We start from the raw sequence: 23,530 nt of genomic DNA, 5'->3' as shown, positions 1-23,530 counted from the left end.
AGCGAAGCGCATCGAGACCACCGCCCCGGATCGCCCGCATCTGCATGGATGCGGGCGATCCGTCGTTCTGCGGAAAGTTGCAGGACCATTCGGCCGGCACCGCCCACGAGCGGGGTGGTCGTCTCCTGATCCTGTGATCCTGCAGCTTTCGGCGAGCACGTCTCCGCACGCGTCCTCCTTCGTCGGGCGCTCCTCGATGAGCCGACACCCGGATAGCCTGAGAGCATGCGTGAGCGAGGCGGCGGGGGCGGCGTGAGCCGGCGCGGGTTCCTCGCCGCGGCGCTTTCCGGCACCGCCGCCGTCGTGCTCGCGAGCTGCACCGGGCCCGAGCCGAAGCCCTCCCCCACTCCCACTCCCACTCCGACGCCGACGACGCCCGCCCCGACCGCGACGCCCGGCGGCGTGCCGCTGCCGACGGCGATGCGCCGCTCGCGCTGGGCGGCCGACCCGTTCGCCCGCGGAGCATTCGGCTTCCGCGCCGTCGACACCACGCCCGAACTGCGCGAGGCGCTCGCCGAACCCGTCGGCGACCGGCTCTGGTTCGCCGGTGAGGCCTGTTCGCCCGATGCCCCCGGCACCCTGCACGGCGCACTGCGCTCGGGCGTGGATGCGGCAGCCTCCCTCATGGCCGTGTCCGAGCCCGGCGAACGCGTCGCCGTGATCGGCGCCGGCCTCGCCGGTCTCGCCGCCGCCCGCGAACTCGATCGCGGCGGTTTCGAGGTCATCGTGGTCGAGGCGCGCACGCGGATCGGCGGACGCATCGAGACCGTCGGCGACGACGCCTTCGGGCGGCCGGTCGAGCTCGGCCCGCTCTTCGTCGGCGACAACGCCGCGCTCGCGCGGCTCCTCGACGAGGCATCCGTCACGACCGTGCCGTTCACCGCACGCACCGAGACGCGCTCGCTCGACGGGCGCACCGTCGCGGTGCCCGCGACCGGCCCCGACGCGGTGGCCGCCGCGCACGCGTGGGCGGCTGAGCAGCCCGACGACGTCTCGCTCGCCGCCGCGCTCATGGGCGCCGGCGAACTCCCGCCGAAGGACGGCGACACCGACGGCGTCGACGCCGGCGAGTGGCTCAGCCACACGGTGCGCACCGGCGTCGAACCCTTCACCGGGGCCGGCTCGACGGTGGTCTCCGCGAACACCGATTTCGCCGCGCTCGCCGAGACCCCGCGCAGGCTCATCACCGGGCGGCTCTCCGACGTCGCCGACCTGCTCGCCGAGGGCCTCGACATCGCCGTCGGCAGCGCGGTCACCCGCCTCGCCGCGACCGATCGCCGCGTCTCGCTGCGGCTCGACTCGGGCGAGTCGGTGTCGGCCGACCGGGCCGTCGTCGCCGTGCCGCTCGGCGTGCTGCAGTCCGACGCGTTCGCGTTCGACCCGCCGCTGCCCGCGGGGCACCGCCGCGCGCTCGACGAGCTCCGCACGGGCGCGGTCGACCTCGTCTGGCTGCGCTTCGACGAGGCGTTCTGGCGACCCGAGCAGCCCGGATCGGGCGAGACGACGGGCGACGCCTCCGCCTCGGCGCCCGACCTCTACACCGTCGTCGGCGTCGGCACCCAGGTCTCCGCCTGGATCGACCTCGGTGCCGCGAACGGCTATCCGAAGCCCGACCCTGCCGAGGTCGACGGCGGCGAGGCGACCAGCCTCTTCGGCGGCGGCCCGCCCGTGCTCGTCGGCATCATCGCTGCGGCGCAGGCTCGCCTGCTCGACGACCTCGACGACCAGGCGTTCCAGTCCGCGGTGCTCGACGACCTCGCTCCCTTCGCGACCGCCCCGCCCGCTGCAGCCACCGGTTGACCGCGACGAGCCCCGCCGTGAGCGTCACGAAGATCACGAGCACGAGGGCGCAGTAGAGCGCGACCCCGACCGGTCCGCCGACCTGCGCCTCATCGAGGAAGAAGTACGGGTACCAGCCGACGTCGGCGCCGCGGGCGAGCGCGTAGACGAGCCACGCCGACGGATACACCAGCACCCACCCCACCGTCGACCACGGCACGGGCGGGTTGACCGCGATGATGCTGTCGGCCGTCCAAGCGATCACGGCGAGGGCGGGCACGACGAAGTGCAGCAGCGTGTCGGACCAGGGCACGTCGACCCGGTAGTCGTGCGTCGACGCCTGCGTCACGATGAGCGCGAACACGATGCCCGAGACGAGCACGTACACCGTCACCATCGTGCGGACGATGCCGAGCCACGGCGGGTCGCGCGGCGCGAGCAGGGCGAACGCCCCGGCCACGCCGAGCGTCGCGACCGCCGCGAACGCCGACTGCACGGTGAAGTAGCTGAAGAAGTTCGCCGTCGCGAAGAAGCGGAAGCCCAGCACGTACTGGAAGTTGCCGATGAGCGCGATCACCTCGAGCGCCGCGATGAGCAGCCGGAAGACGCCGAGCGCGCGACGCGCGCGCACCACCCCCGGTCCGTTCGGGGCGGGCGAGCCGGGCATGCCTCCACGCTAGCCCGCCGTCGCCCGACCGGCCGACGCCGGCTCAGTCGAGCGGCCGCAGGATGCGCTCGAGGAACCGCTTGGTGCGCGGCTCGCGCGGGTTCGAGAACAGCTCCTTCGGGGCGCCGCGCTCGACGACGACGCCGCCGTCCATGAACATGACCTCGTCGGCGGCATGCCGGGCGAAGCCGAGCTCGTGCGTGACGACGACCATCGTCCAGCCCTCGTCGGCGAGCTCCTTGATGACCTGCAGCACCTCGCCCACGAGTTCGGGGTCGAGCGCGCTCGTCGGCTCGTCGAAGAGCAGCAGCTGCGGCTTCAGCGCGAGCGCGCGCACGATGCCGACCCGCTGCTGCTGCCCGCCCGACAGCTCGAACGGGTAGGCGTCGCGCTTCTCGGCGAGGCCGACGCGTTCGAGCAGTGCGGATGCCTCGGCCACCGCCTGCTCGCGCGGCACCTTCTGCACGCGCAGGGGCCCCTCGATGACGTTCTGCAGCACCGTCATGTGCGGGAACAGGTTGTGCTGCTGGAACACCATGGCCGAGCGGTCGCGCAGCGCGTACCGCTCGGACTTCGAGATCGGCTTCGAGAAGTCGAGCGAGGGTCCGCCGGCGATCGACACGGTACCGCCGTCGGGCGTCTCGAGGCCGTTGAGCGAGCGCAGCACGGTCGTCTTGCCCGAGCCGCTCGGGCCGATGAGCACCACGACCTCGCCGCGGCGCACCTCGAGGTCGATCGAGCGCAGCACCTCGTTGTCGCCGAACGACTTGCGGATGCCTCGGGCCTCGAGCAGCACGCTGTCGTCGGGCGTCTCGACGGGGGCGAGCGGGTCAGTGGGCGACATAGCGGTCCAGCCTCTTCTCGACGAGGTTCTGCGCGCCCGAGAGCACGAAGCAGAAGATCCAGTAGATGAGCGCCGCCTCCATGTAGATGAGGAGGAACTTCTGGCTGAACGCCGCGATCTCCTGGGCGACCCGGAACATCTCGGTCACGAGGATGGTCGAGGCGAGCGACGTGTCCTTCACGAGCGAGATGAAGGTGTTCGAGAGCGGCGGCACCGAGACGCGCGCCGCCTGCGGCAGGATGAGCCGCCGGAGCGTCGTGCCGGGCGACATGCCGATCGTGTACCCGGCCTCCCACTGCCCCTTCGGCACCGAGAGGATCGCCGCCCGGATCACCTCGGCAGCGTACCCGCCGACGTTGAGCGAGAACGCGATGATCGCGCTCGGCCACGGGTCGATCGTGATGCCGACCGACGGCATGCCGTAGAAGATCACGAAGAGCTGCACGAGCAGCGGAGTGCCGCGGATCGCCGAGATGTAGAACCGTGCGATGCCGTTCAGCACCCGGTTCTTCGAGATGCGCATGAGCGCCATGCCGAGCGCGATCACGAGACCGAGCGCGAACGACGCCAGCGCGAGTGGGATGGTGCCGGTCAGCCCTCCGAGCAGGAGTGGCCAGAACGAGTCGAGTACGAGCTGCCAGTCGGGCATCGCTTCACCGCCTTCGAAGTACGGCGGATGCCGCGTCACCCCATGATTCCACTCGGGAACCGGGGGCGGAACGCGACATCCGCCGGATCGTGCAGAGCGTCGTTACTGCGAGACGTCCTCGCCGAAGTACTTCTCGCCGAGCTCGGCGAGCACGCCCTCCTCGCGGAGCTCCGCGAGGGCGCCGTCGACGGCCTTCACGAGGGCGGTCTTGTCCTTGGTGAACGCCAGCGCGCTCTCGCTCGGGTCGGTCTCGGCCGCGACGGCGAGCTTCGCGTCGGGGGTCTGCTTGACGTAGTCGAGGTAGGTGAGCTTGTCGTTCACGGTCGCGTCGACGCGGCCCTGCTGGAGGAGGGCGACGGCCTGCGCCCAGCCCTCGACGGCCTCGACGTTCGCGCCCGCGTCGACCGCGAGCTGGTAGAAGTTGCTCGTGAGCGACTGGGCGGTCGTCTTGCCCTTCAGGTCGTCGAAGCTCGTGATCGACGTGTCGCCCTCGTTCACGACGACGACGCTCGGCGAGACGGTGTACGGCGTCGAGAAGAGGTAGCTCTCCTCGCGCTCGGGGTTGATCGAGACCTGGTTCGCGATCACGTCGAAGCGGCCCGCGTCGAGGCCCGCGAAGATCGCGTCCCACTGGGTCTCCTGGAACTCGACCTTCAGGCCGAGCTTGTCGGCGACGGCCTCGGCCACCTCGACGTCGTAGCCGACGAGGTCGCCGGCACCGCCCTCGTGGTAGGTGAACGGCTTGTACGTGCCCTCGGTCGCGACCGTGAGCGTGCCCGGGGTCACGAGCCCGTACTCGTCGCCCTTGCCCGAGGCGTCGTCGCTCGACGCCGGGGCACCGCTCGAGCACGCTGCGAGCGCGACGACGGCGAGGGATGCGGCCGCGAGGCCGAGCAGGGTGCGGGCGCGAGGGGCGCGTGACATGTGGTGCTCCGTTCGTGGGGAGGGGTGCGACCGCGAGTCTGCGGCGTCGATGCGGTCGAGTCCATCACGACACCGACCGCAAGGTGAAACGGCGTTACCCCACGTTGCATTCCCACCCGGCGTCGGGCGAGCAGCGTGGGACGAAGGCGGGCGCCACTCGGGACCACGCGCCCGGTGGTCTCCATGCGATCCTTCGTCGCTGGGTTCGATCGGGCGCTGCGCGCCTACTCGACCCGGCGCTCGACCGACGAGCTCGGAACGACGAGCGCACCGTCCTCGCGGCGCGGCACGCCGAGCGGGTTGCCGTCGACGAGCTCGGGCGGCAGCACCGATGCCGGGGCGTCCTGCCAGGTCGCGGGCGTCAGCCAGCGGCGGATCGCGGTCGCCCCGACCGACGTGTGCACCGACGCGGTCGTCGCGGGCCAGCCGCCGCCGTGGTGCTGACCCCACGCGATCGCGACGCCAGTCGGCCAGCCGTTGAAGACGAGCCGGCCTGCGACGCGCACGAGGCGGTCGGCGAGCGCGGCGACGTCTTCGCCGGGCGCGTGCTGGATCGACGCGGTGAGCGAGCCCTCGAGCACGTCGATCGCCGCGGCGAGCTGCTCGTCGGACGCGTAGCGCACGAGCACCGTGAGCGGCCCGAAGCACTCCTCGAGGAACGTCTCGTGCGCGGCGACGAACGCACCCGCCGTGGTCGCGACGACGACCGGCGCCGCGACATCGGCGGCACGCTCCCCCGCGAAGACGAGCTCGGCGTCGTCGCGCTCCGCGAGCGCGCCCGAGCCCCGGTCGAACGCGGCGGCGATGCCGTCGGTGAGCAGGCGCTGCGGAGCGGCCGCGCCGAGCGCGTCGACGAGCGCCGCCTCGAACCCGGCGCCCTCGGGCACGAACACGAGGCCGGGCTTGGTGCAGTACTGCCCGCCGTCTCGCGTGAACGAACCCGCGAGGCCCGCCGCGACGCCCGCGACCTCGGCAGGCGTCGCAACCGCGGCGCGCGTCACGACGACGGGGTTGATCGAGCCGAGCTCGCCGTAGAACGGGATGGGCGCGGGCCGACCGTTCGCGAGATCGAACAGCGCCCGACCGCCGCGCGTCGAGCCGGTGAAGCCGACCGCGGTCACCCGCGGGTGGGCGACGAGCTCGGTGCCCTGCTCCATGCCCTCGACGAGCTGCAGCGCGCCGACGGGCCCGCCCGCCGACGAGAGCGCCGAACGCGCGATCTCGGTGATCCGGCGCGAGAGCCGCGGGTGCCCGGGGTGCGCCTTCACGACGACGGGGCAGCCGGCCGCGAGCGCCGAGGCGGTGTCGCCGCCGAGCACCGAGAACGCGAACGGGAAGTTCGACGCCGCGAACACGGCGACGACGCCGAGCGGCCGCAGCATGCGCCGAAGCTCGGGCCGCGGCGGCACGAGCGACGGGTCGGGCGAATCGATCGTCGCCTCGAGGTACGACCCCTCGTCGACGACGTCGGCGAAGAAGCGCAGCTGCGTCGCCGTGCGGGTGACCTCGCCGTTCAGGCGCGCCGCCGAGAGGTGGGTCTCCTCCGCGGCGAGCGCGACGAGCTCGTCGCGGTGCGCCTCGACGCCGTCGGCGACCGCGCGCAGCCAGCGGCCTCGATCGGCGCGGGTCGCGACATCCAGCCCGGATGACGCGGCGAGCGTCACCGCCAGCTCGACCTCGTTCGCCGCCGTCAGTCCGACCCGGTCGTCGCCGAGCGCCCGCTCGCCGCGCGGCGCGATGCCCGACGCATCCGTGTTCGTCATCGCCGGCCCCTAGAACGCGTTGAGGCCCGTGAGGGCGCGACCGAGGATCAGCTGGTGGATCTCGTCGGTGCCCTCGTAGGTGCGCACGGACTCGAGGTTGGCCGCGTGCCGCATGACCGGGAACGCGTTCGTGATGCCGTCGCCGCCGAGGATCGTGCGCGCCTGATGGGCGATCTCGAGCGCCTCGCGCACGCTGTTGAGCTTGCCGACCGAGATCTGCGCCGGCGTCAGCGTGCCGGCCTCCTTGAGGCGGCCGAGGTGCAGGGCGAGCAGCGTGCCCTTCTCGACCTCGAGGAACATGTCGGCGAGCTTCGCCTGCGTGAGCTGGTTGGCGCCGATCGGCTTGCCGAACACCTCGCGCGTGATCGACCGGTCGAGGGCGACCTCGAGACACGAGCGCGCGGCGCCCATCGCACCCCAGACGATGCCGTAGCGGGCCTCGTTGAGGCAGCCGAACGGGCCCGACAGCCCGGCCGCGCCCGGCAGGATCGCGTCGGCCGGCAGGCGTACGCCGTCGAGATCGATGTCGCACTGCACGCTCGCACGCATCGACAGCTTGCCGTCGATCGCAGTGGCGGTGAAGCCGGCGGTCGAGGTCGGCACGATGAACCCGCGAACCGCGCGCGCGCCCTCGCCGTACTCGCCCGACGGGTCCTCGACGCGCGCCCACACGACGGCGACGTCGGCGAGCGCGGCGAGGCCGATCCAGCGCTTGGCGCCGTCGATGACCCACTCGTCGCCCTCGCGGCGGGCGACCGTCGACATCGCGGCGGGGTCGCTGCCGCCCTGCGGCTCGGTGAGCGCGAAGCATCCCACGAGCTCGCCGGCGGCCATGCCGGGCAGCCACTGCTGCTTCTGCTCCTCCGAGCCGTACTTGTAGATGGCGCTCATCGCGAGCGAGCCCTGCACCGACACGAAGGTGCGCCAGCCCGAGTCGGCGGCCTCGAGCTCGAGGCAGACCAGGCCGTACGCGACGGCGCCGGCCCCGGCGCATCCGTAGCCCTTCAGGTGCATGCCGAGGAAGCCGGCCGCGCCGAGCTCGGGGATGAGCTCCTTGCGGAAGTGCTTGTTCTCGAAGTCCTCCTCGATGATCGGCAGGATGCGCTCCTGCGCGAACCCGCGGGCCTTCTGCTGCCAGCCGCGCTCCTCTTCCGTGAGCAGCGCGTCGAAGTCGAAGACCTGGTCGATGCGGGGTGCGGTCGTCATGGGGGTTCCTCTCGGTGGGTCGCGGTGGTCGGGCAGCGCTCGCGCGCTGGGGCTATTCGGCGGGCCCGCGCCAGTCGGCACCGGAGTGCTCGTCGAGCGCGGGCGGCGGGGTCAGGTAGCGGGGGGATGACTCGGCGAGCCCGATCGGGTTCGCCACGGTGCGGCTGTGCCCGAGCTCGACGACGGGGTCGAGGCCGAGCGCGTCGGCGAAGGCGATCGCCTCGGCGACGTCGTTGACGAGCCCGGCGGGCACTCCGGCGGCGCTGAACGCCTCGACCCAGTGCGCGGCCGGCGCGGTCGCGAGGGCCGCCTCGAGCTCGGCGCGCAGGTGGTCGCGGTGGGCGACGCGCGCCTCGTTGGTCGCGTACCGCACGTCGGCGGCGAGCGACGCCGCCTGCGGGGATGCCTCGGCGAGCAGCCGTACGAGCGCGCCGAACTGCTTGTCGTTGCCGACGGCGATGACGAGGTCGCGATCGGCCGCCGGGAAGACGGCGTACGGCGCGATCGACGGATGCGCGTTGCCGAGCCGGCGCGGTGCCCGCCCGGTCGCGAGCGTCGAGCCCGCCTGGTTCGTGAGCGCGGACAGCAGGCTCTGCAGCAGGTTCACCTCGACGAGCTGGCCTCGGCCGGTGCGGTCGCGCTCGCGCAGCGCGAGCAGGATGCCGGCGAGCGCGTTCTGCGCGCACAGCACGTCGACGAGCGCGACACCGGCCTTCGCGGGCTCGCCGTCGGGCTCCCCCGTGATCGACATGAGGCCGCCGACTGCCTGCACGAGCAGGTCGTAGCCGGCGAGCGCCGCCCCCTCGCCCGCGCCGAAGCCGGTGATCGAGCAATAGACGACGCGGGGGTTCAGGGCGCGCACCTCGTCGTAGGAGAGCCCGAACCGCGCCATCACGCCGGGCCGGAAGTTCTCGATCACCACGTCGGCCGATGCCGCGAGCCGGCGCGCCTCCGAGGCATCCGCCTCATTCGTGAGGTCGAGCGCGACCGAGCGCTTGTTGCGATTGACGCTGCCGAAGTACGTGGCCATGCCGCTCGCGTCGACGGGCGGCCTCCAGTGCCGGGTGTCGTCGCCGGCCGGCGGTTCGATCTTCACGACGTCGGCGCCGAAGTCGGCGAGCATCATGGTCGCGTACGGGCCGGCGAGCACGCGGGAGAAGTCCGCGACGCGCAGCCCGTCGAGCACGCCTCGGGTCGTCGCCTCGGGTCGCTCGCTCATGATCCATCCGCCTTCGCATGTGCCCGGCCGGTCGGCCGCACGTTCATTCATCCTATAGTGAATCTTTTTTGCGCGCGCCGCCACTCGGCCGCCGCACCCTCGACTATCGTGAACCCCATGGAATCGAGGGTGGGCCCGGGCGCACGCGAAGCCGTGTTCGCCCAGCTCGCCGATGCGGGTCGTGCCGAGCAGGTCGCGCAGCGCCTCACCGACGGCATCGTGCTCGGAGTGCTCGACCCCGGTGAGCGCCTGCCGAGCGAGCCCGAGCTCGCCCGCCGCTTCGGCGTCGCCCTCATCACCGTGCGCGAGGGCCTCGGCATCCTCCGCGAGGCCGGGCTCGTCGAGACCCGCCGCGGCCGCGACGGCGGCAGCTTCGTCGTGCACGACGACGCCGAGCACCGCACGATCATCACCGCACGCCTGCGCGCGCTCGCGCAGGTCGAGCTCAGCGACATGACCGTGTACTTCGGCGCGATCCTCGCGGGCGTCGCCGAGCGGGCGGCCGAACGCGCCTCCGACGCCGACGCCGAGCGCCTCGCCGGCTGGCTCGACGCGGCCGACTTCGGGGCGGCCGCGTCGGCCCGCACCAATCAGGGCGGGTTCTTCCTCGAGCTCGCCGTGCTCAGCCAGTCGGCGCGGCTCGTGCGCGAGCAGATCCGCCTGCAGGCAGAGTTCGGCCCCCTGCTGCTGCTCGGTCTCGACGACGACCGGGAGCGCGTGGACGCCTCGGCGGCGAACCGCCGCATCGTCCGCGCGGTCGCCGCCCACCGGCCCGCGAAGGCGCGCGAGGCGGCCGGCGCCCTGGTCGGCTCGCTCGCGACCCACCTGCTGCAGGCGAAGGCCCGCGTCGAACGAGGAGGTGCCCTCGATGAGCGCTGACCACGACCGCTCGCCGAGCCCGTCGAGGCGCGGCGCCCGCGAGGCCGCCGACGCCGTCGCCCGGCTCTTCGACGGCGCCTTCACCCTGCTCGCCGAGTGGCGCTCGCCCATCGAGCAGGCGATCGCGCCCGGCATCCGCGCCGTCGCCGACCGCACCGCGCTGGAAGCCGAGCGCGCCGGCCGGCCGGGCGAGCGGCCCGCCGCCGACGCCGCCGTCGGCGAGGTGCGCCCCGCCGAGCTCGACCAGGTCGTGGCCGGACTCGTGCTGCCGCGCCTGACCGAGCCCGAGGCCCTCCTCGTCGGCGCCGGGTTCATCGCCGACGGCGAGATCGTGCGCGGGCGCGACGTGCACTTCGCGTGGTGGCTCGGGCCGCTCGACGACAACCCAGTGCTCGGCTCGACCGACGCCCCCACCCGCCTCGACCTGTCGACGCGCGGGTACACCGAGTACCTCCGCGACTTCCGCGCGCTCGAGTGGTACCGCATCCCGGCGACGACGCGGCACGCGCACGTGACCGGCCCCTACGTCGACCACCTGTGCACGTGCGACTACATCCTCACGCTCACGATGCCCGTGCACGCCCCCGACGGCGAGCGCATGGTCGGCGTCGTCGGCGCCGACATCTCGGTCCGCCGCCTCGAGCAGGAGCTGCTCCCCCGCTTCCTCGCGGTCGACGCCCCGCTCGCCCTCGTGAACGCCGACGGTCGCGTCGTGCTGTCGACCGACCCCGCACTGCAGGTCGGTCAGCTCGCGGATGCCTCCGCCGCGGCATCCCTCGAATGCCCGGGCACCCCGTTCCGGGTGCTCGTCGGCGACTAGCCCCGTCAGGCGCCCGATCGCGAGCCGTCGCCGACGGCGCCGTCGGGCGCGGCCGGCAGGCGCACGACGACCCGCAGGCCTCCGCCGGGTCGCGCCTCGATCGCGAGCGCTCCGTCGTGCGCCTGCACGATGCTCTTGACGATCGCGAGCCCCAGCCCGACGCCGGCGTGGTCGTCGCGGATGCGCTCGGTGCCGCGCTGGAACGGCTCGGTGAGGGTCGCCACCGACTGCGGGCTCAGGTGCGGGCCGGTGTTCTCGACCGTGAGCGCGACCGAGTCGGTCGCGGCGGCCGTGTCGATCCGCACGGTGCCGCCCTCGGGGACGTTGTGGACGATCCCGTTGTGCACGAGGTTCGTCGTCAGCTGCAAGAGGAGCGCCGGCGACCCGAGCGTCGGTGCGACGTCGCCCGCGGCCTCGATGCCGACGCCGCGCGCCTCGGCGATCGGGAGGAGCGTCTCGACGGCCTCCTCGGCGAGCAGCGACAGGTCGACCCGCTCGCGGCTGAACGAGCGGCGGTCGGCGCGGGTGAGCAGCAGCAGCGCCTCGGTGAGGTCGATCGCGCGGGCGTTCACGATGCGGAGGCGTTCGAGCAGCACGTCTCGGTCGGCCGCCGGATCGTCGGCGACGTCGAGCAGGGTCTGCGTGATCGCGAGCGGCGTGCGCAGCTCGTGCGAGGCGTTCGCGGCGAAGCGCTGCTGCTCGGCGACGTGCGCCTCGAGCCGGGCGAGCATGTCGTCGAAGCTGTCGGCGAGCTCGCGGAACTCGTCGCGGCGGCCCTCCATCTCGATGCGGTGGCCGAGCGCCCCGGTCGCGGTCTTGCGGGTCGCCCTCGTGATGCGCGTCAGCGGCGCGAGCATGCGGCCGGCGAGCACCCAGCCGCCGAGCAGCCCGAACACGAGCAGGAAGAGCAGTGCCCAGCTGACCGCGGGTGCGAACGCGCGCACGAGGTCGTCGCGACCCGGCATGAACCCCTCGCGCGTCGCGACCGCGTCGGCGGGCACGTACCGCAGCAGGTAGGCCCACACCACCGCGAGCAGCAGGGCACCGGCGACCATGAGGAAGCCCGCGTAGCTGAGGGCGAGCTTGAGCCGGACGCTCATGCCCGGTGCGCGCGTCACGATCGCCGCTCCCCCGCCCCGGTCCCGCCGGTATCGTCCGCACCGCCGCCGACGTCGATGCGGTAGCCGACGCCCGGCACCGTCGCGATGACCCACGGTTCGCCGAGCCGCTTGCGCAGCGCCGAGACGGTGATGCGCACGGCGTTCGTGAAGGGGTCGGCGTTCTCGTCCCACGCCCGCTCGAGCAGCGCCTCGGCACTGACGACGCCGCCCTCCGCGGCGACGAGCACCTCGAGCACCGCGAACTGCTTCCTCGTGAGTGCCACGTACCGTCCGTCGCGGTAGACCTCCCGGCGGAAGGGGTCGACGCGCAGGCCGGCGATCTCGCGCACCGGCGGCCTGGCGTGCGCGCGCCGCCGGTCGAGCGCCCGCAGCCTGAGCACGAGCTCCTTCAGCTCGAAGGGCTTCGTGAGGTAGTCGTCGGCGCCGAGCTCGAAGCCGGTGGCCTTGTCGTCGATGCGGTCGGCCGCGGTGAGCATCAGGATCGGCATGCCGCTGCCCGAGGCGACGATGCTCCGGGCGATCTCATCGCCCGAGGGCCCGGGAACGTCGCGGTCGAGCACGGCGATGTCGTAGGCGTTGACGCTCAGCAGCTCGAGCGCGGTGTCGCCGTCGCCCGCGAGGTCGGCGGCGATCGCCTCGCGGCGGAGCCCGTCGCGGATGGCCTCGGCCATGAAGGGCTCATCTTCGACGACCAGTACCCGCATGCCCCCATGCTAGGAGCGAGCGCATATCGCCGGCGTATCGGATTCCGCAGACGCTCTCGCAACACCGCGCCGCCTTGACTGGCCGCATGCACTCCCAGCGATCAGCTTCAGCGCGTCGGCGCCGCGTCCGGCGGGCCCGACGTGCCTTCGCGGCGCTCGTCGTCGCCCTCGCAGTCGTCGCCGCCGCAATGGCCGGCAGCCTCGTCATGCAGTCGATCTCCTCATCGGCCCAGCCCGTCGGCGGCGGGCACGACGCGGCATCCACGGGCGACGGCGGCGACGCGACGGGCGAAGCCGCCGGCGACCTCCCCGACGGCGCCACGCCCTTCGACGAGTACCCGGCGATCACCCGCCTCGACCCGGCGCTCCTCGACGCCCTGCGCCGGGCCGCGACGGATGCCGCGGCCGAGGGCATCGAGTTCCGCGTCAACAGCGGCTGGCGCTCACCGGCGCATCAGGACCGCCTGCTCGACGAGGCCGTCGCCGAGTACGGCTCGGAGACGGAGGCGGCGCGCTGGGTCGCGCCGCCCGAGAAGTCCGCCCACGTGTCGGGCGACGCCGTCGACCTCGGCGACTACGACGCCGTCGACTGGCTCGCCGAGCGCGGGGAGGCCTACGGACTGTGCCAGGTGTACGACAACGAGGCCTGGCATTTCGAGCTGTTCGCCGATGCGCCGGACGTCGGCTGCCCCGCCAAGTACTTCGACCCGACCGAGGATCCGCGCATGCAGTGAGCGCGAGGCTGGGCATCCCCTGCGACCGGGTCGAGAAGAATCATCCGTTGTTATATCTTTGACGACGAGCGTCTGCACCGCGGCATGCGCCCAGCCTTCGACAGGCCAGGACCCTCCGACAAGCTCAGGGAACATCCCGCGGTGCACCCGAGAAGGAGAAACCCCATGCCCTATGCCGTGACCAATCCCGCCACCGGCGAGGTCGTCAAGAGCTTCGACACCATCACCGACGACGGTCTGCAGGCCGCGATCGCCTCGGCCGCCGAGGCGCACCGCACCTGGTCGAAGAACTCGACGGTCGCCGAGCGCGCCGCCCTCATCCGCCGCGTCGCCGAACTGCACAACGAGCGCGCGCAGGAGCTCGCCGAGATCATCGTCCGCGAGATGGGCAAGCCCATCGAGCAGGCCGTCGGCGAGGTCGAGTTCGCCGCCGCGATCTACGAGTACTACGCCGACAACGCCGAGTCGCTGCTCGCCGACGAGAAGATCGACCTGCTCGCGGGCGAGGGCTCGGCCCTCATCCGCCGCTCGTCGCTCGGCGTGCTGCTCGGCATCATGCCGTGGAACTTCCCGTACTACCAGGTCGCCCGGTTCGCCGGCCCGAACCTCATCATCGGCAACACGATCCTGCTGAAGCACGCCGAGCAGTGCCCCGAGTCGGCCGCCGCGATGGAGCAGATCTTCCTCGACGCCGGCTTCCCCGAGGGCGCCTACGTCAACATCTACGCGTCGCACGCGCAGATCGAGACCGTCATCGCCGACCCGCGCGTGCAGGGCGTCTCGCTCACCGGCTCCGAGCGCGCCGGTGCGATCGTCGCCGAGATCGCCGGTCGCCACCTCAAGAAGGTCGTGCTCGAGCTCGGTGGTTCCGACCCCTTCATCCTGCTCTCGACCGACGACCTCGACGCGACCGTCGACGCCGCCGTGCTCGCCCGCGTCGACAACAACGGCCAGGCCTGCAACGCGGCCAAGCGCTTCATCGTCGTGGAGGACCTCTACGAGCCGTTCCTCGAGAAGTTCACCGCCAAGATGAACGAGGTCGAGGAGGGCGACCCCTCGAAGGAGGGCACCGCCCTCGGCCCGCTCTCGTCGGCCAAGGCCGCCGAGGGGCTCGCCGAGCAGGTCTCGCGCGCCGTCGCTCAGGGTGCGACCCTGCACTCGGGCGGCACCAAGAACGGCAACTACTACTCGGCGACGATCCTCACCGACGTCAAGCCGGGCTCCGACGCCTTCCACGAGGAGTTCTTCGGCCCGGTCGCGCAGGTCTTCAAGGTCGCCGACGAGAACGCCGCCGTCGAGCTCGCGAACAACACCCCGTTCGGCCTCGGCTCGTACGTGTTCACGACCGACCAGGACCAGGCGCTCCGCGTCGCCGACAAGATCGAAGCCGGCATGGTCTTCGTCAACCTCGTCGCGGCCGACGGCGCCGAGCTCCCCTTCGGCGGCGTGAAGCGCTCGGGTTCGGGCCGCGAGCTCGGCCGCTTCGGCGCCGACGAGTTCGTCAACAAGAAGATGATCCGCATCGGCTGATCACCCGATTCGCATGAAATCCGGATGCCTCGGGGCCACGTGCCCCGAGGCATCCGTCGTCTCCCGCCCGGGTGTCGCTAGGATGCCGAACGGCGGTCGCCTTTCGCGTCGCCGCAACGCTGCACGAACTGGGGGAACTGTGAGCATCGACGGCCTGGTCAACTTCCGCGACACGGGCGGCATGCCGCTGCAGGGCGGCGGCACGACGCGAAGCGGCGTGCTCTTCCGCTCCGCCGCACTCTCCGCGCTGAGCGCGCAGGGGCTCGACGAGCTCGCGGCGACGCAAGTCGGCGTGATCGTCGACTTCCGCACGCCCGCCGAGCGCGAGTCCGCACCCGACCTCGTGCCCGACTCGCGCCCGTTCTCGGTCGTCGACCTCTCGATCCTCGAGGGCGCCGTCGCCGATTCGATGCAGCAGCTCATGAAGGGCGGGGCCCCGTCGGCCGCCGAGACGACGGCCGCCATTCCGTCGCTCGGCGACCTGTACATCGGCATGCTGCAGCACGGCGGCGCGGCGTTCGCGCGCGTCGCCCGGCTCATCGCGGCGTCGAACGACGCCGCACCCACGGGCGTGCTCGTGCACTGCACCGCCGGCAAGGACCGCACCGGCGTCGCGACGGCGCTCATGCTCGACGCCGTCGGGGTGGAGCGCGACGCGGTCGTCGCCGACTACGCGGCATCGCAGGCCAACCTGTCGGGCGCGTGGGCCGACGGCATGCTGCACATGGTGGCCTCGTTCGGCATTCCGCTGACCCCCGAGCTCGAGACGCTCGTCACCGGCACCCCGCCCGAGGCCATCGAGGCCACCCTCGGCTGGATCGACCGCGAGCACGGCGGCGCAGCCGGATATCTCGGCGCCGCGGGCCTCGCCGACGACGAACTCGGCGCGCTGCGCGCCCGCCTCACCGCGGAGGTCGCCGAGGCCGCGTAGACGAGGTCGACCGACCCCGCGGAGACGGGGTCGACCGACCCCGCAGAGACGGGGTCGACCGACGGATGCCCGGGCGAGCGCCCGGGCATCCGTCGTCTCAGCGCCGCTTCTTGTCGAGCTGCGCGTCGATCTGCGCGATGCGCTCGCCCAGGATCCGGCGCAGCAGGTCGTCGGGCACGGGATGCTGCGCCGTGAACTGGAGCGCACCCGGCGACCAGTTCAGTCCGGCGGCGTCGAGTTCGGTCGCGAGGCCCGGCAGGATCTGCCCGCTGAACGGGTAGAGGCCCAGGTGCTTCTTGGCCTCGAGCGCCGCGACGAGCGCCTTGCCGCGGTGCAGCAGGGCCGGCATGCCGTAGCTCTCACCCTCGGTCGCGTCGGGCGAGAGCCCACGCGCGACGGCGATCACGTGCTCGAGCGCAACGCGGTTCTCACCGTCGATCGCGGCCAGGTAGTCGGTGACGGTTCCCATGTCGGCATCCTGCCACGGCGCCCCGCCGGAGGCATCCCGATTAATCATCTAGTGCTATAGCTTTACTGCCGCAGGTATGGCTAAGCTGTCCCGGTACCGTGCGCCCGAGGGGGGCGGGCGCGAGATCAGCGTCGATCGAAAGGGCGACATGTCGCAAGAAACCACCCCGCCGAACCACCTCGGCGACGACGAGCACCTCGGGGTCCTCGGCTACGAGGGCTCCTTCAACCGCTCGATGAGCCTCTGGGCGAACTTCGCGCTCGGCTTCACCTATCTCTCTCCCCTCGTGGGCGTGTACTCGCTGTTCGCGCTCGCCCTCTCGGTCGGCGGTCCGCCCTCGATCTGGTGGATCGTCATCGTCGGCGCCGGGCAGCTGCTCGTGTCGCTCGTGTTCGGCGAGGTCGTCTCGCAGTACCCGATCCACGGCGGCATCTACCCGTGGGCCCGGCGGCTCTGGGGTCGTCGCTACGCCTGGATGGCCGCATGGGTCTACATCTGGGCCATGATCGTCACGATCACCGCGGTGTCGGAGTACGGCTCGGGCTTCCTCGCGAGCCTGCTCGGCATCGAGATCACGCCGATGTCGACGCTGCTGCTCACGCTCGGCCTGCTCGTGCTCGCCCTGGTCTTCAACTTCTCGGGCACGAAGACCCTCGCCCGGGTCGCGCAGATCGGCCTCGCCGCCGAGCTCGTCGGCGTCATCGGCGTGGGCCTGTACCTCCTGATCTTCCAGCGCAAGCAGGAGTTCAGCGTGTTCTTCGACACGATGGGCGTCGAGGGCGACGGCAGCTACGCGGCGGCGTTCCTCGGCGCCGCGCTCGCGGGCCTCTTCCTCTTCTACGGATTCGAGGCCTGCGGCGATGTCGCCGAAGAGGTCGCGAACCCGGCCCGCCGCATCCCCAAGGCGATGATCATGACGATCCTCGTCGGCGGCGTCTCGGCGCTCTTCTCCTTCGGCGGTTACGTGCTCGCCGCGCCCGACCTCGCGTCGATCGTCGCGGGCGACGACATGGACCCGATCCCGGGCATCCTCGAGGCGACCCTCGGCCCCGTCGGTGCGAAGGTCTTCCTCGTGGTCGCGGTCACTGCGTTCATCAGCTGCGTGCTGAGCCTGCAGGCCGCCGCGAGCCGTCTGCTCTACTCGTTCGCCCGTGACGGCATGATCCCGGGCCACCGCTGGCTCTCGAAGGTCTCGCCCCGCAGCAAGGTGCCGACGAACGCCCTCATCGTCGCGTGCACGATCCCGGTCATCCTCGCGGTGCTCATCTACTTCGAGGCGACACTGCTCACCGCCGTGACCTCGTTCGCGGTGCTCGGCATCTACGTCGCGTTCCAGATGGTCGTGCTCGCGGCCCTGCGCCAGCGACTCAAGGGGTGGAAGCCGGCCGGCCCGTTCTCGCTCGGCGGACTCGGCCTGATCGTGAACATCGTCGCCCTCGCCTACGGTGTCTTCGCGATGATCCTGCTCGCGACGCCGGGAACGAGCGGCACGTTCTTCACCGACTGGATCCTGCTCATCGGCCTCGGCGTCGTCGTCGTGAGCGGCCTGCTGTATCTCTTCATCGCCCGCCCCGACCGCAAGTCCGACGCCCCGGCGGGCGATGCGATCGCGGTCGCCGACGAGATCCGCGCCCGCACCGGCGCCGTCGCCGCGGTGAACGCCCCGACGGCGGGCTGACCTCCGCCCGCTCCTCCACTCCGGGGGTGCATCTCCGCCGTGCCCAGGCCGTTCGAGGGCTCGAATCAGCGGGAAGCACCCCCGGAGTGCGTTCGCTCACCGCGCGTGTATGGTGAGCGGGTGATCCGTCGGCACGTCATCGTGAGCGGCGCCGTGCAGGGCGTCGGCTACCGCTACCTCGCACGCAAGCACGCCGAGCGCCTCGCGATCACCGGCTGGGTCCGCAACCTGCCCGACGGCACCGTCGAGGCCGAGGTGCAGGGGCCGTCGCGCGCGGTCCGCGAGATGATCCGGCGGCTCGAGCAGGGCCCGCCCGGCTCGCAGGTGACCGGCGTCGCGGTCGACGAACTCGAGCCCCGCGACGACGACGAGGGCTTCCTCATCGTGCGGTGACCCACGATCGAGCGGGCCGAGCCCGCTCGTCGAGGGCCCGACGCCGAGCCGGGGTGTCCTGCTCGCGGCCGGCGCCGCGCACGAGGAATCCCGGGGCGTCTCGACTCCGCTCGAGACATATTGACCGGACGATCGGTCGGGAATACCGTTGAATCGACCCCCTGATCGGGAGCCACCACCTTGAGGAGGCTGGTTTCTATGAAGAAGTGGACTCGCTGGGAGGACTGGGTCGCGATCGCCGCGGGTGCAGCCGCGATGATCTCGACGCTGTTCGTTCCCCCGATGGGCGCCTCGGTCGCCCTGATGCTCGTGCTGGGCGCCCTGCTGGTCGTCTCCGGAGTCGTGAACCTCGCCGCACCCGGCCTCGTCGCGATGGAGTACATCCAGGCGGCACTCGGCGCGCTGCTCCTCATCTCGCCGTGGATGGGCGGCTACGCCGACCCCATGACGTTCGGGGCCGCCTGGATGTCGTGGATCTGCGGTGCGGTCGCGCTCGTCGCCGCCGTGCTCGCCATCCGGCCCAGCATGCAGGCGCACCACGACGCGCTCCCGCACTGACCCGACCGCTCCCGAGAGGGAACGACGAAGGCCCCGCCGGCGAACCGGCGGGGCCTTCGTGGATCTCGAGACGCGCCGTGCGCTCCTCGATCACCGAGTGGGTCAGATGGCGTTGACGTCCAGCGGGATGCCGGGGCCGAACGTGGTCGACACGGCGCCCTTCTGGATGTAGCGGCCCTTCGAGCTCGACGGCTTGAGACGCATGACCTCTTCGAGGGCGGCCTTGAGGTTGTCGTCGAGCTGCTCGGCCGAGAACGACGACTTGCCGACGACGAAGTGCACGTTGGCGTGCTTGTCGACGCGGAACTCGATCTTGCCGCCCTTGATGTCGGAGACGGCCTGGCCGACGTTCGGGGTGACCGTGCCGGTCTTCGGGTTCGGCATCAGGCCGCGCGGGCCGAGCACCTTGCCGAGACGGCCGACCTGGCCCATGAGCTCGGGGGTCGAGACGGCCGAGTCGAACGCGGTGTAGCCCGCGGCGACCTTCTCGATGAGCTCGGCGCCGCCGACCTCGTCGGCGCCGGCCGCGATGGCGGCCTCGGCCGCGGGGCCCGTCGCGAAGACGATGACGCGGGCGGTCTTACCGGTGCCGTGCGGGAGGATGACGGTGCCGCGCACCATCTGGTCGGCCTTGCGGGGGTCGACGCCGAGCTTCAGCGCGACCTCGACGGTCGAGTCGAACTTCGCCGAGCCGGTCTGCTTCGCGAGCGCAACCGCGTCGGTCGGGGTGTAGTACTTGCCGGCCTCGATCTTCTCGGCCGCGGCCCGGTAGGCCTTGGACTTCTGTGCCATGTTGGTTCTCCTTGCGAGAGTGTGGTCATCGCGCCTGGCGGGCGCTGCCACGAATGAGAGTTCTGAAGACGGATGCCTCGGCCGAGGCATCCTGCCCCGGTGGTCGAGTCGCGCGAAGCGCGGAACGAGACCCCGGGACGACCGGCCTTATTCGACCGTGATGCCCATCGAGCGAGCGGTGCCCGCGATGATCTTCGACGCGGCGTCGAGGTCGTTCGCGTTGAGGTCGACCATCTTCTGCTCGGCGATCGCGCGGACCTGGTCCTGCGTGAGCTTGCCGACCTTGGTCGTGTGCGGGACGCCCGAGCCCTTGGCGACGCCGGCGGCCTTCTTGATGAGCTCGGCGGCGGGCGGGGTCTTCAGGACGAAGGTGAAGGAGCGGTCCTCGTAGACCGTGATCTCGACGGGGATCACGTTGCCGCGCTGCGACTCGGTCGCCGCGTTGTAGGCCTTGCAGAACTCCATGATGTTCACGCCGTGCTGACCCAGCGCCGGACCGATGGGCGGTGCGGGGTTGGCGGCGCCGGCGTTGATCTGAAGCTTGATCAGACCAGTGACCTTCTTCTTCGGTGCCATGATTTCTCTCTTTCTGTTCGAACGCCCTGGCGGGCACTCTCCCGTCGCTCCGGCGGTTCCGGAGGGCGGTGGTTCGTGCGGGTTCGGCGGGGCCGAACGCAGCACAACCCTCCGAGTATACCGGAGGGTCGGCTGTGGAGCTTCTGGGGATCTTAGAGCTTGGTGACCTGGTCGAAGCTGAGCTCGACGGGGGTCTCGCGCTCGAAGAGCGAGACGAGCACGGTGAGCTTGCCGCTCTCGGGCTTGATCTCGCTGATCGTGCCGGGCAGGCCCGCGAACGAGCCGTCCTTGATGGTGATCGTCTCGCCGATCTCGAAGTCGACCTCGGCGGGGATCTGACGGGCTGCGCCGGACGCGGCACCGGCCTTCGCACCCTTGGCGGGCGCGACGTCCTTGGGCTCGACGAGGCTCTTCAGCATGCCGAAGGCCTCTTCGAAGCGCAGCGGGGTCGGGTTGTGCGCGTTGCCCACGAAGCCCGTGACGCCCGGAGTGTGGCGGATGACCGACCAGCTCTCCTCGTTCAGCTCCATGCGGACGAGCACGTAGCTCGGGATGCGCACGCGGGTGACCATCTTGCGCTGGCCGTTCTTGATCTCGACCACGTCTTCCATCGGCACTTCGACCTGGTAGATGTAGTCGGCCATCGCCATCGACTCGCGGCGCTGCTCGATGTTCGCCTTCACGCGGCGCTCGAAGCCCGCGTACGAGTGGATGACGTACCACTTGCCCGGGAGGAAGCGCAGCTCGTTGCGGAACTCCTCGTACGGGTCGAACTCGCTGTCGGCCTCTTCTTCGACCGCCTCGAGTGCGGCCTCGGCCTCTTCGGGCGAGTCGATGTCGAGGGCGTCGTCGACGACGGCGTCGGCCTCGGGGTCGCCCGCCTCGGCGATCGCGTCGAGGACCGCCTCGAGGTCGATGTCGTTGCCCTCGTCGTCGACGAGGTGCACGGCACGGTGCTCGGCCGGCTCCGAGGACTGCTCCTCGTGCTCGTTGACGCTGCCCGTCTGCGCCTCGTCGTCTTCAGCCGACTGCTCGGCAGCCGTAGCCCAGTCGACGTCGTCGCGCTCAGTCCTTGACACTTCTCGATCCTTCTCTTCGTGCGCCCCCGGCGCCCAGCGGGTCGTGCGGCCGAAGGCCCGATCAGACCCCGGTCGTTCCGAAGACGTACAGCACCAGCCATCCGAACAGCTGGTCGAGGCCCCAGACGAGCGCCATCATGATGATGACGAACACGAGCACCACGACCGTGAAGCTGACAAGCTCCCTCCGCGTGGGGGTGACGACCTTCTTCAGCTCAGCGATGACCTGCCGGATGAACAGGGCGATGCGCGAAAAGGGGTTCCGACGCGCTGCGCGATCGCGCTTCGCGTTGGCGACGACGTCCTCACTGGGTTCGTCGATAACTTTTCGTGCCACCTCGTACACCTTTCGTGGGCCGGCAATCACTGCCGGCTCGCAGGGCGGACAGGACTCGAACCTGCAACCTGCGGTTTTGGAGACCGCTGCTCTACCAATTGAGCCACCGCCCTAGGGCCCCGCTTGCACGGGACGCCTCGGAATCGCCAGCCCGGCTCCGCTTCACACGACCGCAACGAAACTCGATTCGATCGAGTCGCGATTTCGGGCGCAGTGAATCTTTGCCGAGGCGAGCAACCTCCATCAGTGTAGGCGACGCGAGCGCCTCGCGCGAACCGACGCCTACATTGGGACCATGAGCCCCGACCGCGCCGCCCGCCGCACCCCCGAGCCGAGCTCGAGCGTCGAGGTCGTCGGCGAGCACTCGCAGTTCCGTCTCGACCTCGAGCGCATCCGGTTCTCCCCCTACTTCTCGCGGCTGTCGGCGGTCACGCAGGTCATCGCGCAACCGGGCGCCGGCCCCCTCATCCACAACCGGCTCACCCACTCCATCAAGGTCACCGCGGTCGCACGCGCGATCGCGGTCGGCTTCGCGGACGCCTCGTCGCCGGCGCACGCGCTCGCGACGGAGCACGGCTGCGACGCTGTCGTCGTCCAGGCGGCGGCGAGCGCGCACGACCTCGGGCACCCGCCGTTCGGGCACCTCGGCGAGCGCGTGCTCGACCGCCTCGCCCGCGAGACGCTCGACCTCCCCGACGGATTCGAGGGCAACGCGCAGAGCTACCGCATCATCGCCACCCTCGACGTGTGCGCGGCCGCGCCGCACGGCCTCAACCTCACGTCGGCGGTGCGGGCGGCCGTCGCGAAGTACCCGTGGACCCGGTTCGCCTCGCCGGCGCCGTTCGCCGACGGCGGGCTGCCGCGCGGTTGGCGCCGGAGCGGGGAGAGCGTCGAGGCGGCGAAGTTCTCGGCGTACGACCTCGACGCGGCCGACCTCGCCGAGGCGCGCAGGGGCCTCGCGCCGATGGTGCAGTCGCTCGAGTGCTCGATCATGGACACCGCCGACGACATCGCCTACTCGATCCACGACGTCGACGACTTCTACCGCGCCGGCCTGCTCAGCCAGGGCGCGGTCGCCCGCGAGTTCCGCGGGTGGATGGAGGACTCGAGCGCCCTGCGCGAGCTCGACGACGAGGCCCTCCTGCAGCGCAGCGCGCCGGCGGGCGCCGCCCTCGAGGCGCTGCGGCGCAAGCTGCGTCGCTCCGACGCGTGGATCGCCGACGACGACGCGTTCGCGGCCGCGGTCGACGTCGTCGCCGACGACCTCGTCGACGGCCTGCTCGCGACGCCCTTCGACGGCTCGATCGCCTCGGAACGCGCGCTGTCGTCGTTCACGAACCGCTGGATCGGTCACCTCCAGACCTCGGTCGTGCCCGCACCCGACGGCGTCGCCCGCACGGGCCTCGTGACGCTCGACCGGGGCGCCTGGCACGAGGTCGAGATCCTGAAGTTCGTGCACCGGCACTTCATCCTCGACCGCGCCGACATCGCCATGTACCAGCGGGGCCTCAGCCGCGTGCTCACGCGTGCCGTGAAGGGGCTGACCGCCTGGGCGACCGACGAGTACGACCGGCACCGGGTGCCCCAGCGGCTGCGCGAGCTCATCGAGATCGCGACCGACGGCTACGCGCAACTGCGCCGCACGCGCCCCGAGGGAGTGCCGGTGCCCGAGTCGGCCGACCTGCTGCGGCTCGGCGTCGGCCGCGGTGTCGTCGACTACGTCGCGTCGCTCTCCGACGACCAGGCGCTCGCCGTCTCCGAGGCGATCGACGGGCGACCCGACCGGCTCTGGGACATCGGCCAGAACCTCTAGCCCGAGATCTCCGCCACCGCCCGAGCCACGGACGCGAGGCCGCGGCACGGGGCATCCATTCACAC

The 23,530-nt window shown here is 71.6% G+C and carries 24 protein-coding genes and 1 tRNA gene; 10 read left to right on the top strand and 15 right to left on the bottom strand.

What is annotated here, in order from left to right; genetic code table 11:
- Positions 1-225: 225 nt before the first annotated feature.
- Positions 226-1,800 carry an FAD-dependent oxidoreductase gene (locus ACFWGP_RS10875; protein WP_376930909.1) on the top strand — a complete coding sequence of 525 codons (1,575 nt, stop codon included), beginning with the start codon at positions 226-228 and terminating at the stop codon, positions 1,798-1,800.
- On the opposite strand, the gene ACFWGP_RS10870 is transcribed toward ACFWGP_RS10875, so the two are convergent.
- The 7 genes from ACFWGP_RS10870 to ACFWGP_RS10840 all read right to left on the bottom strand — a co-directional run bounded on the left by ACFWGP_RS10870 (position 1,682) and on the right by ACFWGP_RS10840 (position 9,051).
- Positions 1,682-2,446, bottom strand: coding sequence for a Pr6Pr family membrane protein (locus ACFWGP_RS10870; RefSeq protein WP_376930908.1), 765 nt, complete (start codon positions 2,444-2,446; stop codon positions 1,682-1,684). The genes ACFWGP_RS10875 and ACFWGP_RS10870 overlap by 119 nt on opposite strands.
- Positions 2,447-2,489: 43 nt before the next feature.
- The gene (locus ACFWGP_RS10865; RefSeq protein ID WP_275506252.1) at positions 2,490-3,290 is read right to left on the bottom strand and encodes an amino acid ABC transporter ATP-binding protein; all 801 of its coding nucleotides are present in this window, start codon (positions 3,288-3,290) and stop codon (positions 2,490-2,492) included.
- The gene (locus ACFWGP_RS10860) at positions 3,277-3,939 is read right to left on the bottom strand and encodes an amino acid ABC transporter permease (RefSeq protein ID WP_231432133.1); all 663 of its coding nucleotides are present in this window, start codon (positions 3,937-3,939) and stop codon (positions 3,277-3,279) included. Before ACFWGP_RS10860 ends, ACFWGP_RS10865 begins: the two co-directional genes overlap by 14 nt.
- Before the next feature lie 102 nt (positions 3,940-4,041).
- Complete coding sequence (locus ACFWGP_RS10855) at positions 4,042-4,863, bottom strand: amino acid ABC transporter substrate-binding protein (protein WP_376930907.1); 822 nt, start codon at positions 4,861-4,863, stop codon at positions 4,042-4,044.
- A gap of 224 nt (positions 4,864-5,087) precedes the next feature.
- Positions 5,088-6,626 carry an aldehyde dehydrogenase (NADP(+)) gene (locus tag ACFWGP_RS10850; RefSeq protein WP_376930906.1) on the bottom strand — a complete coding sequence of 513 codons (1,539 nt, stop codon included), beginning with the start codon at positions 6,624-6,626 and terminating at the stop codon, positions 5,088-5,090.
- Positions 6,627-6,635: 9 nt separating this feature from the next.
- On the bottom strand, positions 6,636-7,832 hold the full coding sequence (locus tag ACFWGP_RS10845) for an acyl-CoA dehydrogenase family protein (protein WP_231432136.1): 1,197 nt from the start codon (positions 7,830-7,832) through the stop codon (positions 6,636-6,638).
- Between the two features lie 52 nt (positions 7,833-7,884).
- On the bottom strand, positions 7,885-9,051 hold the full coding sequence (locus tag ACFWGP_RS10840; RefSeq protein WP_376930905.1) for a CaiB/BaiF CoA transferase family protein: 1,167 nt from the start codon (positions 9,049-9,051) through the stop codon (positions 7,885-7,887).
- A gap of 117 nt (positions 9,052-9,168) precedes the next feature.
- Between ACFWGP_RS10840 and ACFWGP_RS10835 the strand changes: the two genes are divergently transcribed.
- Both ACFWGP_RS10835 and ACFWGP_RS10830 read left to right on the top strand, forming a co-directional pair.
- Entirely contained in the window at positions 9,169-9,930 is a 762-nt protein-coding gene (locus ACFWGP_RS10835; protein WP_231432138.1) for a FadR/GntR family transcriptional regulator, read from the top strand.
- Positions 9,920-10,750 (top strand): cache domain-containing protein, encoded by an 831-nt coding sequence (locus ACFWGP_RS10830; protein WP_376930904.1) that lies wholly within the window; start codon positions 9,920-9,922, stop codon positions 10,748-10,750. The genes ACFWGP_RS10835 and ACFWGP_RS10830 overlap by 11 nt, the downstream gene beginning before the upstream one ends.
- A gap of 5 nt (positions 10,751-10,755) precedes the next feature.
- Here the strand turns inward: ACFWGP_RS10830 and ACFWGP_RS10825 are convergent, their stop codons facing one another.
- Together ACFWGP_RS10825 and ACFWGP_RS10820 are read right to left on the bottom strand one after the other, a co-directional pair.
- Entirely contained in the window at positions 10,756-11,868 is a 1,113-nt protein-coding gene (locus tag ACFWGP_RS10825; RefSeq protein WP_376930903.1) for a sensor histidine kinase, read from the bottom strand.
- Entirely contained in the window at positions 11,865-12,575 is a 711-nt protein-coding gene (locus tag ACFWGP_RS10820; protein ID WP_231432141.1) for a response regulator transcription factor, read from the bottom strand. The genes ACFWGP_RS10825 and ACFWGP_RS10820 overlap by 4 nt, the downstream gene beginning before the upstream one ends.
- Before the next feature lie 86 nt (positions 12,576-12,661).
- On the opposite strand from ACFWGP_RS10820, the gene ACFWGP_RS10815 reads away from it, so the two are divergent.
- The 3 genes from ACFWGP_RS10815 to ACFWGP_RS10805 all read left to right on the top strand — a co-directional run bounded on the left by ACFWGP_RS10815 (position 12,662) and on the right by ACFWGP_RS10805 (position 15,770).
- Positions 12,662-13,309 (top strand): M15 family metallopeptidase, encoded by a 648-nt coding sequence (locus tag ACFWGP_RS10815; RefSeq protein ID WP_376930902.1) that lies wholly within the window; start codon positions 12,662-12,664, stop codon positions 13,307-13,309.
- A gap of 165 nt (positions 13,310-13,474) precedes the next feature.
- A complete protein-coding gene (locus tag ACFWGP_RS10810) occupies positions 13,475-14,839 on the top strand; it encodes an NAD-dependent succinate-semialdehyde dehydrogenase (RefSeq protein WP_231432143.1) in 1,365 nt (454 codons plus the stop codon).
- 139 nt (positions 14,840-14,978) lie between these two features.
- Complete coding sequence (locus tag ACFWGP_RS10805; protein ID WP_376930901.1) at positions 14,979-15,770, top strand: tyrosine-protein phosphatase; 792 nt, start codon at positions 14,979-14,981, stop codon at positions 15,768-15,770.
- A gap of 97 nt (positions 15,771-15,867) precedes the next feature.
- Here ACFWGP_RS10805 and ACFWGP_RS10800 read toward each other — a convergent pair whose 3' ends face one another.
- On the bottom strand, positions 15,868-16,239 hold the full coding sequence (locus tag ACFWGP_RS10800; protein ID WP_231432145.1) for an iron chaperone: 372 nt from the start codon (positions 16,237-16,239) through the stop codon (positions 15,868-15,870).
- Between the two features lie 148 nt (positions 16,240-16,387).
- Here ACFWGP_RS10800 and ACFWGP_RS10795 point away from each other — a divergent pair, with 148 nt between their 5' ends.
- From ACFWGP_RS10795 to ACFWGP_RS10785, 3 genes are all read left to right on the top strand, one after another.
- Positions 16,388-17,917 (top strand): APC family permease, encoded by a 1,530-nt coding sequence (locus ACFWGP_RS10795; RefSeq protein ID WP_376930900.1) that lies wholly within the window; start codon positions 16,388-16,390, stop codon positions 17,915-17,917.
- A gap of 120 nt (positions 17,918-18,037) precedes the next feature.
- Entirely contained in the window at positions 18,038-18,310 is a 273-nt protein-coding gene (locus ACFWGP_RS10790) for an acylphosphatase (RefSeq protein ID WP_376930899.1), read from the top strand.
- Positions 18,311-18,508: 198 nt separating this feature from the next.
- Positions 18,509-18,868, top strand: coding sequence for an SPW repeat protein (locus ACFWGP_RS10785; RefSeq protein ID WP_231432149.1), 360 nt, complete (start codon positions 18,509-18,511; stop codon positions 18,866-18,868).
- Positions 18,869-18,970: 102 nt separating this feature from the next.
- Here the strand turns inward: ACFWGP_RS10785 and rplA are convergent, their stop codons facing one another.
- The 5 genes from rplA to ACFWGP_RS10760 all read right to left on the bottom strand — a co-directional run bounded on the left by rplA (position 18,971) and on the right by ACFWGP_RS10760 (position 21,765).
- Entirely contained in the window at positions 18,971-19,660 is a 690-nt protein-coding gene (rplA, locus tag ACFWGP_RS10780; RefSeq protein ID WP_231432150.1) for a 50S ribosomal protein L1, read from the bottom strand.
- Between the two features lie 147 nt (positions 19,661-19,807).
- Entirely contained in the window at positions 19,808-20,236 is a 429-nt protein-coding gene (gene rplK / locus ACFWGP_RS10775) for a 50S ribosomal protein L11 (RefSeq protein ID WP_149160049.1), read from the bottom strand.
- Positions 20,237-20,388: 152 nt separating this feature from the next.
- Positions 20,389-21,315: a transcription termination/antitermination protein NusG gene (gene nusG / locus ACFWGP_RS10770; RefSeq protein WP_231432152.1), complete on the bottom strand. Its 927-nt coding sequence runs from the start codon at positions 21,313-21,315 to the stop codon at positions 20,389-20,391.
- 61 nt (positions 21,316-21,376) lie between these two features.
- Positions 21,377-21,652: a preprotein translocase subunit SecE gene (gene secE / locus ACFWGP_RS10765; protein ID WP_231432154.1), complete on the bottom strand. Its 276-nt coding sequence runs from the start codon at positions 21,650-21,652 to the stop codon at positions 21,377-21,379.
- A 40-nt stretch (positions 21,653-21,692) separates the two neighbouring features.
- A tRNA-Trp gene (locus ACFWGP_RS10760) sits at positions 21,693-21,765 on the bottom strand.
- 182 nt (positions 21,766-21,947) lie between these two features.
- Here ACFWGP_RS10760 and dgt point away from each other — a divergent pair.
- The gene (dgt, locus tag ACFWGP_RS10755) at positions 21,948-23,465 is read left to right on the top strand and encodes a dGTP triphosphohydrolase (protein ID WP_231432155.1); all 1,518 of its coding nucleotides are present in this window, start codon (positions 21,948-21,950) and stop codon (positions 23,463-23,465) included.
- Positions 23,466-23,530: the final 65 nt, after the last annotated feature.

Origin of the sequence: Agromyces sp. NPDC127015, assembly GCF_042725165.1 — a bacterium.
Lineage (GTDB): Bacteria > Actinomycetota > Actinomycetes > Actinomycetales > Microbacteriaceae > Agromyces > Agromyces chromiiresistens.
Note: the sequence above shows the minus strand (reverse complement) of the source record. Positions and strands in the feature narration are given on the sequence as shown.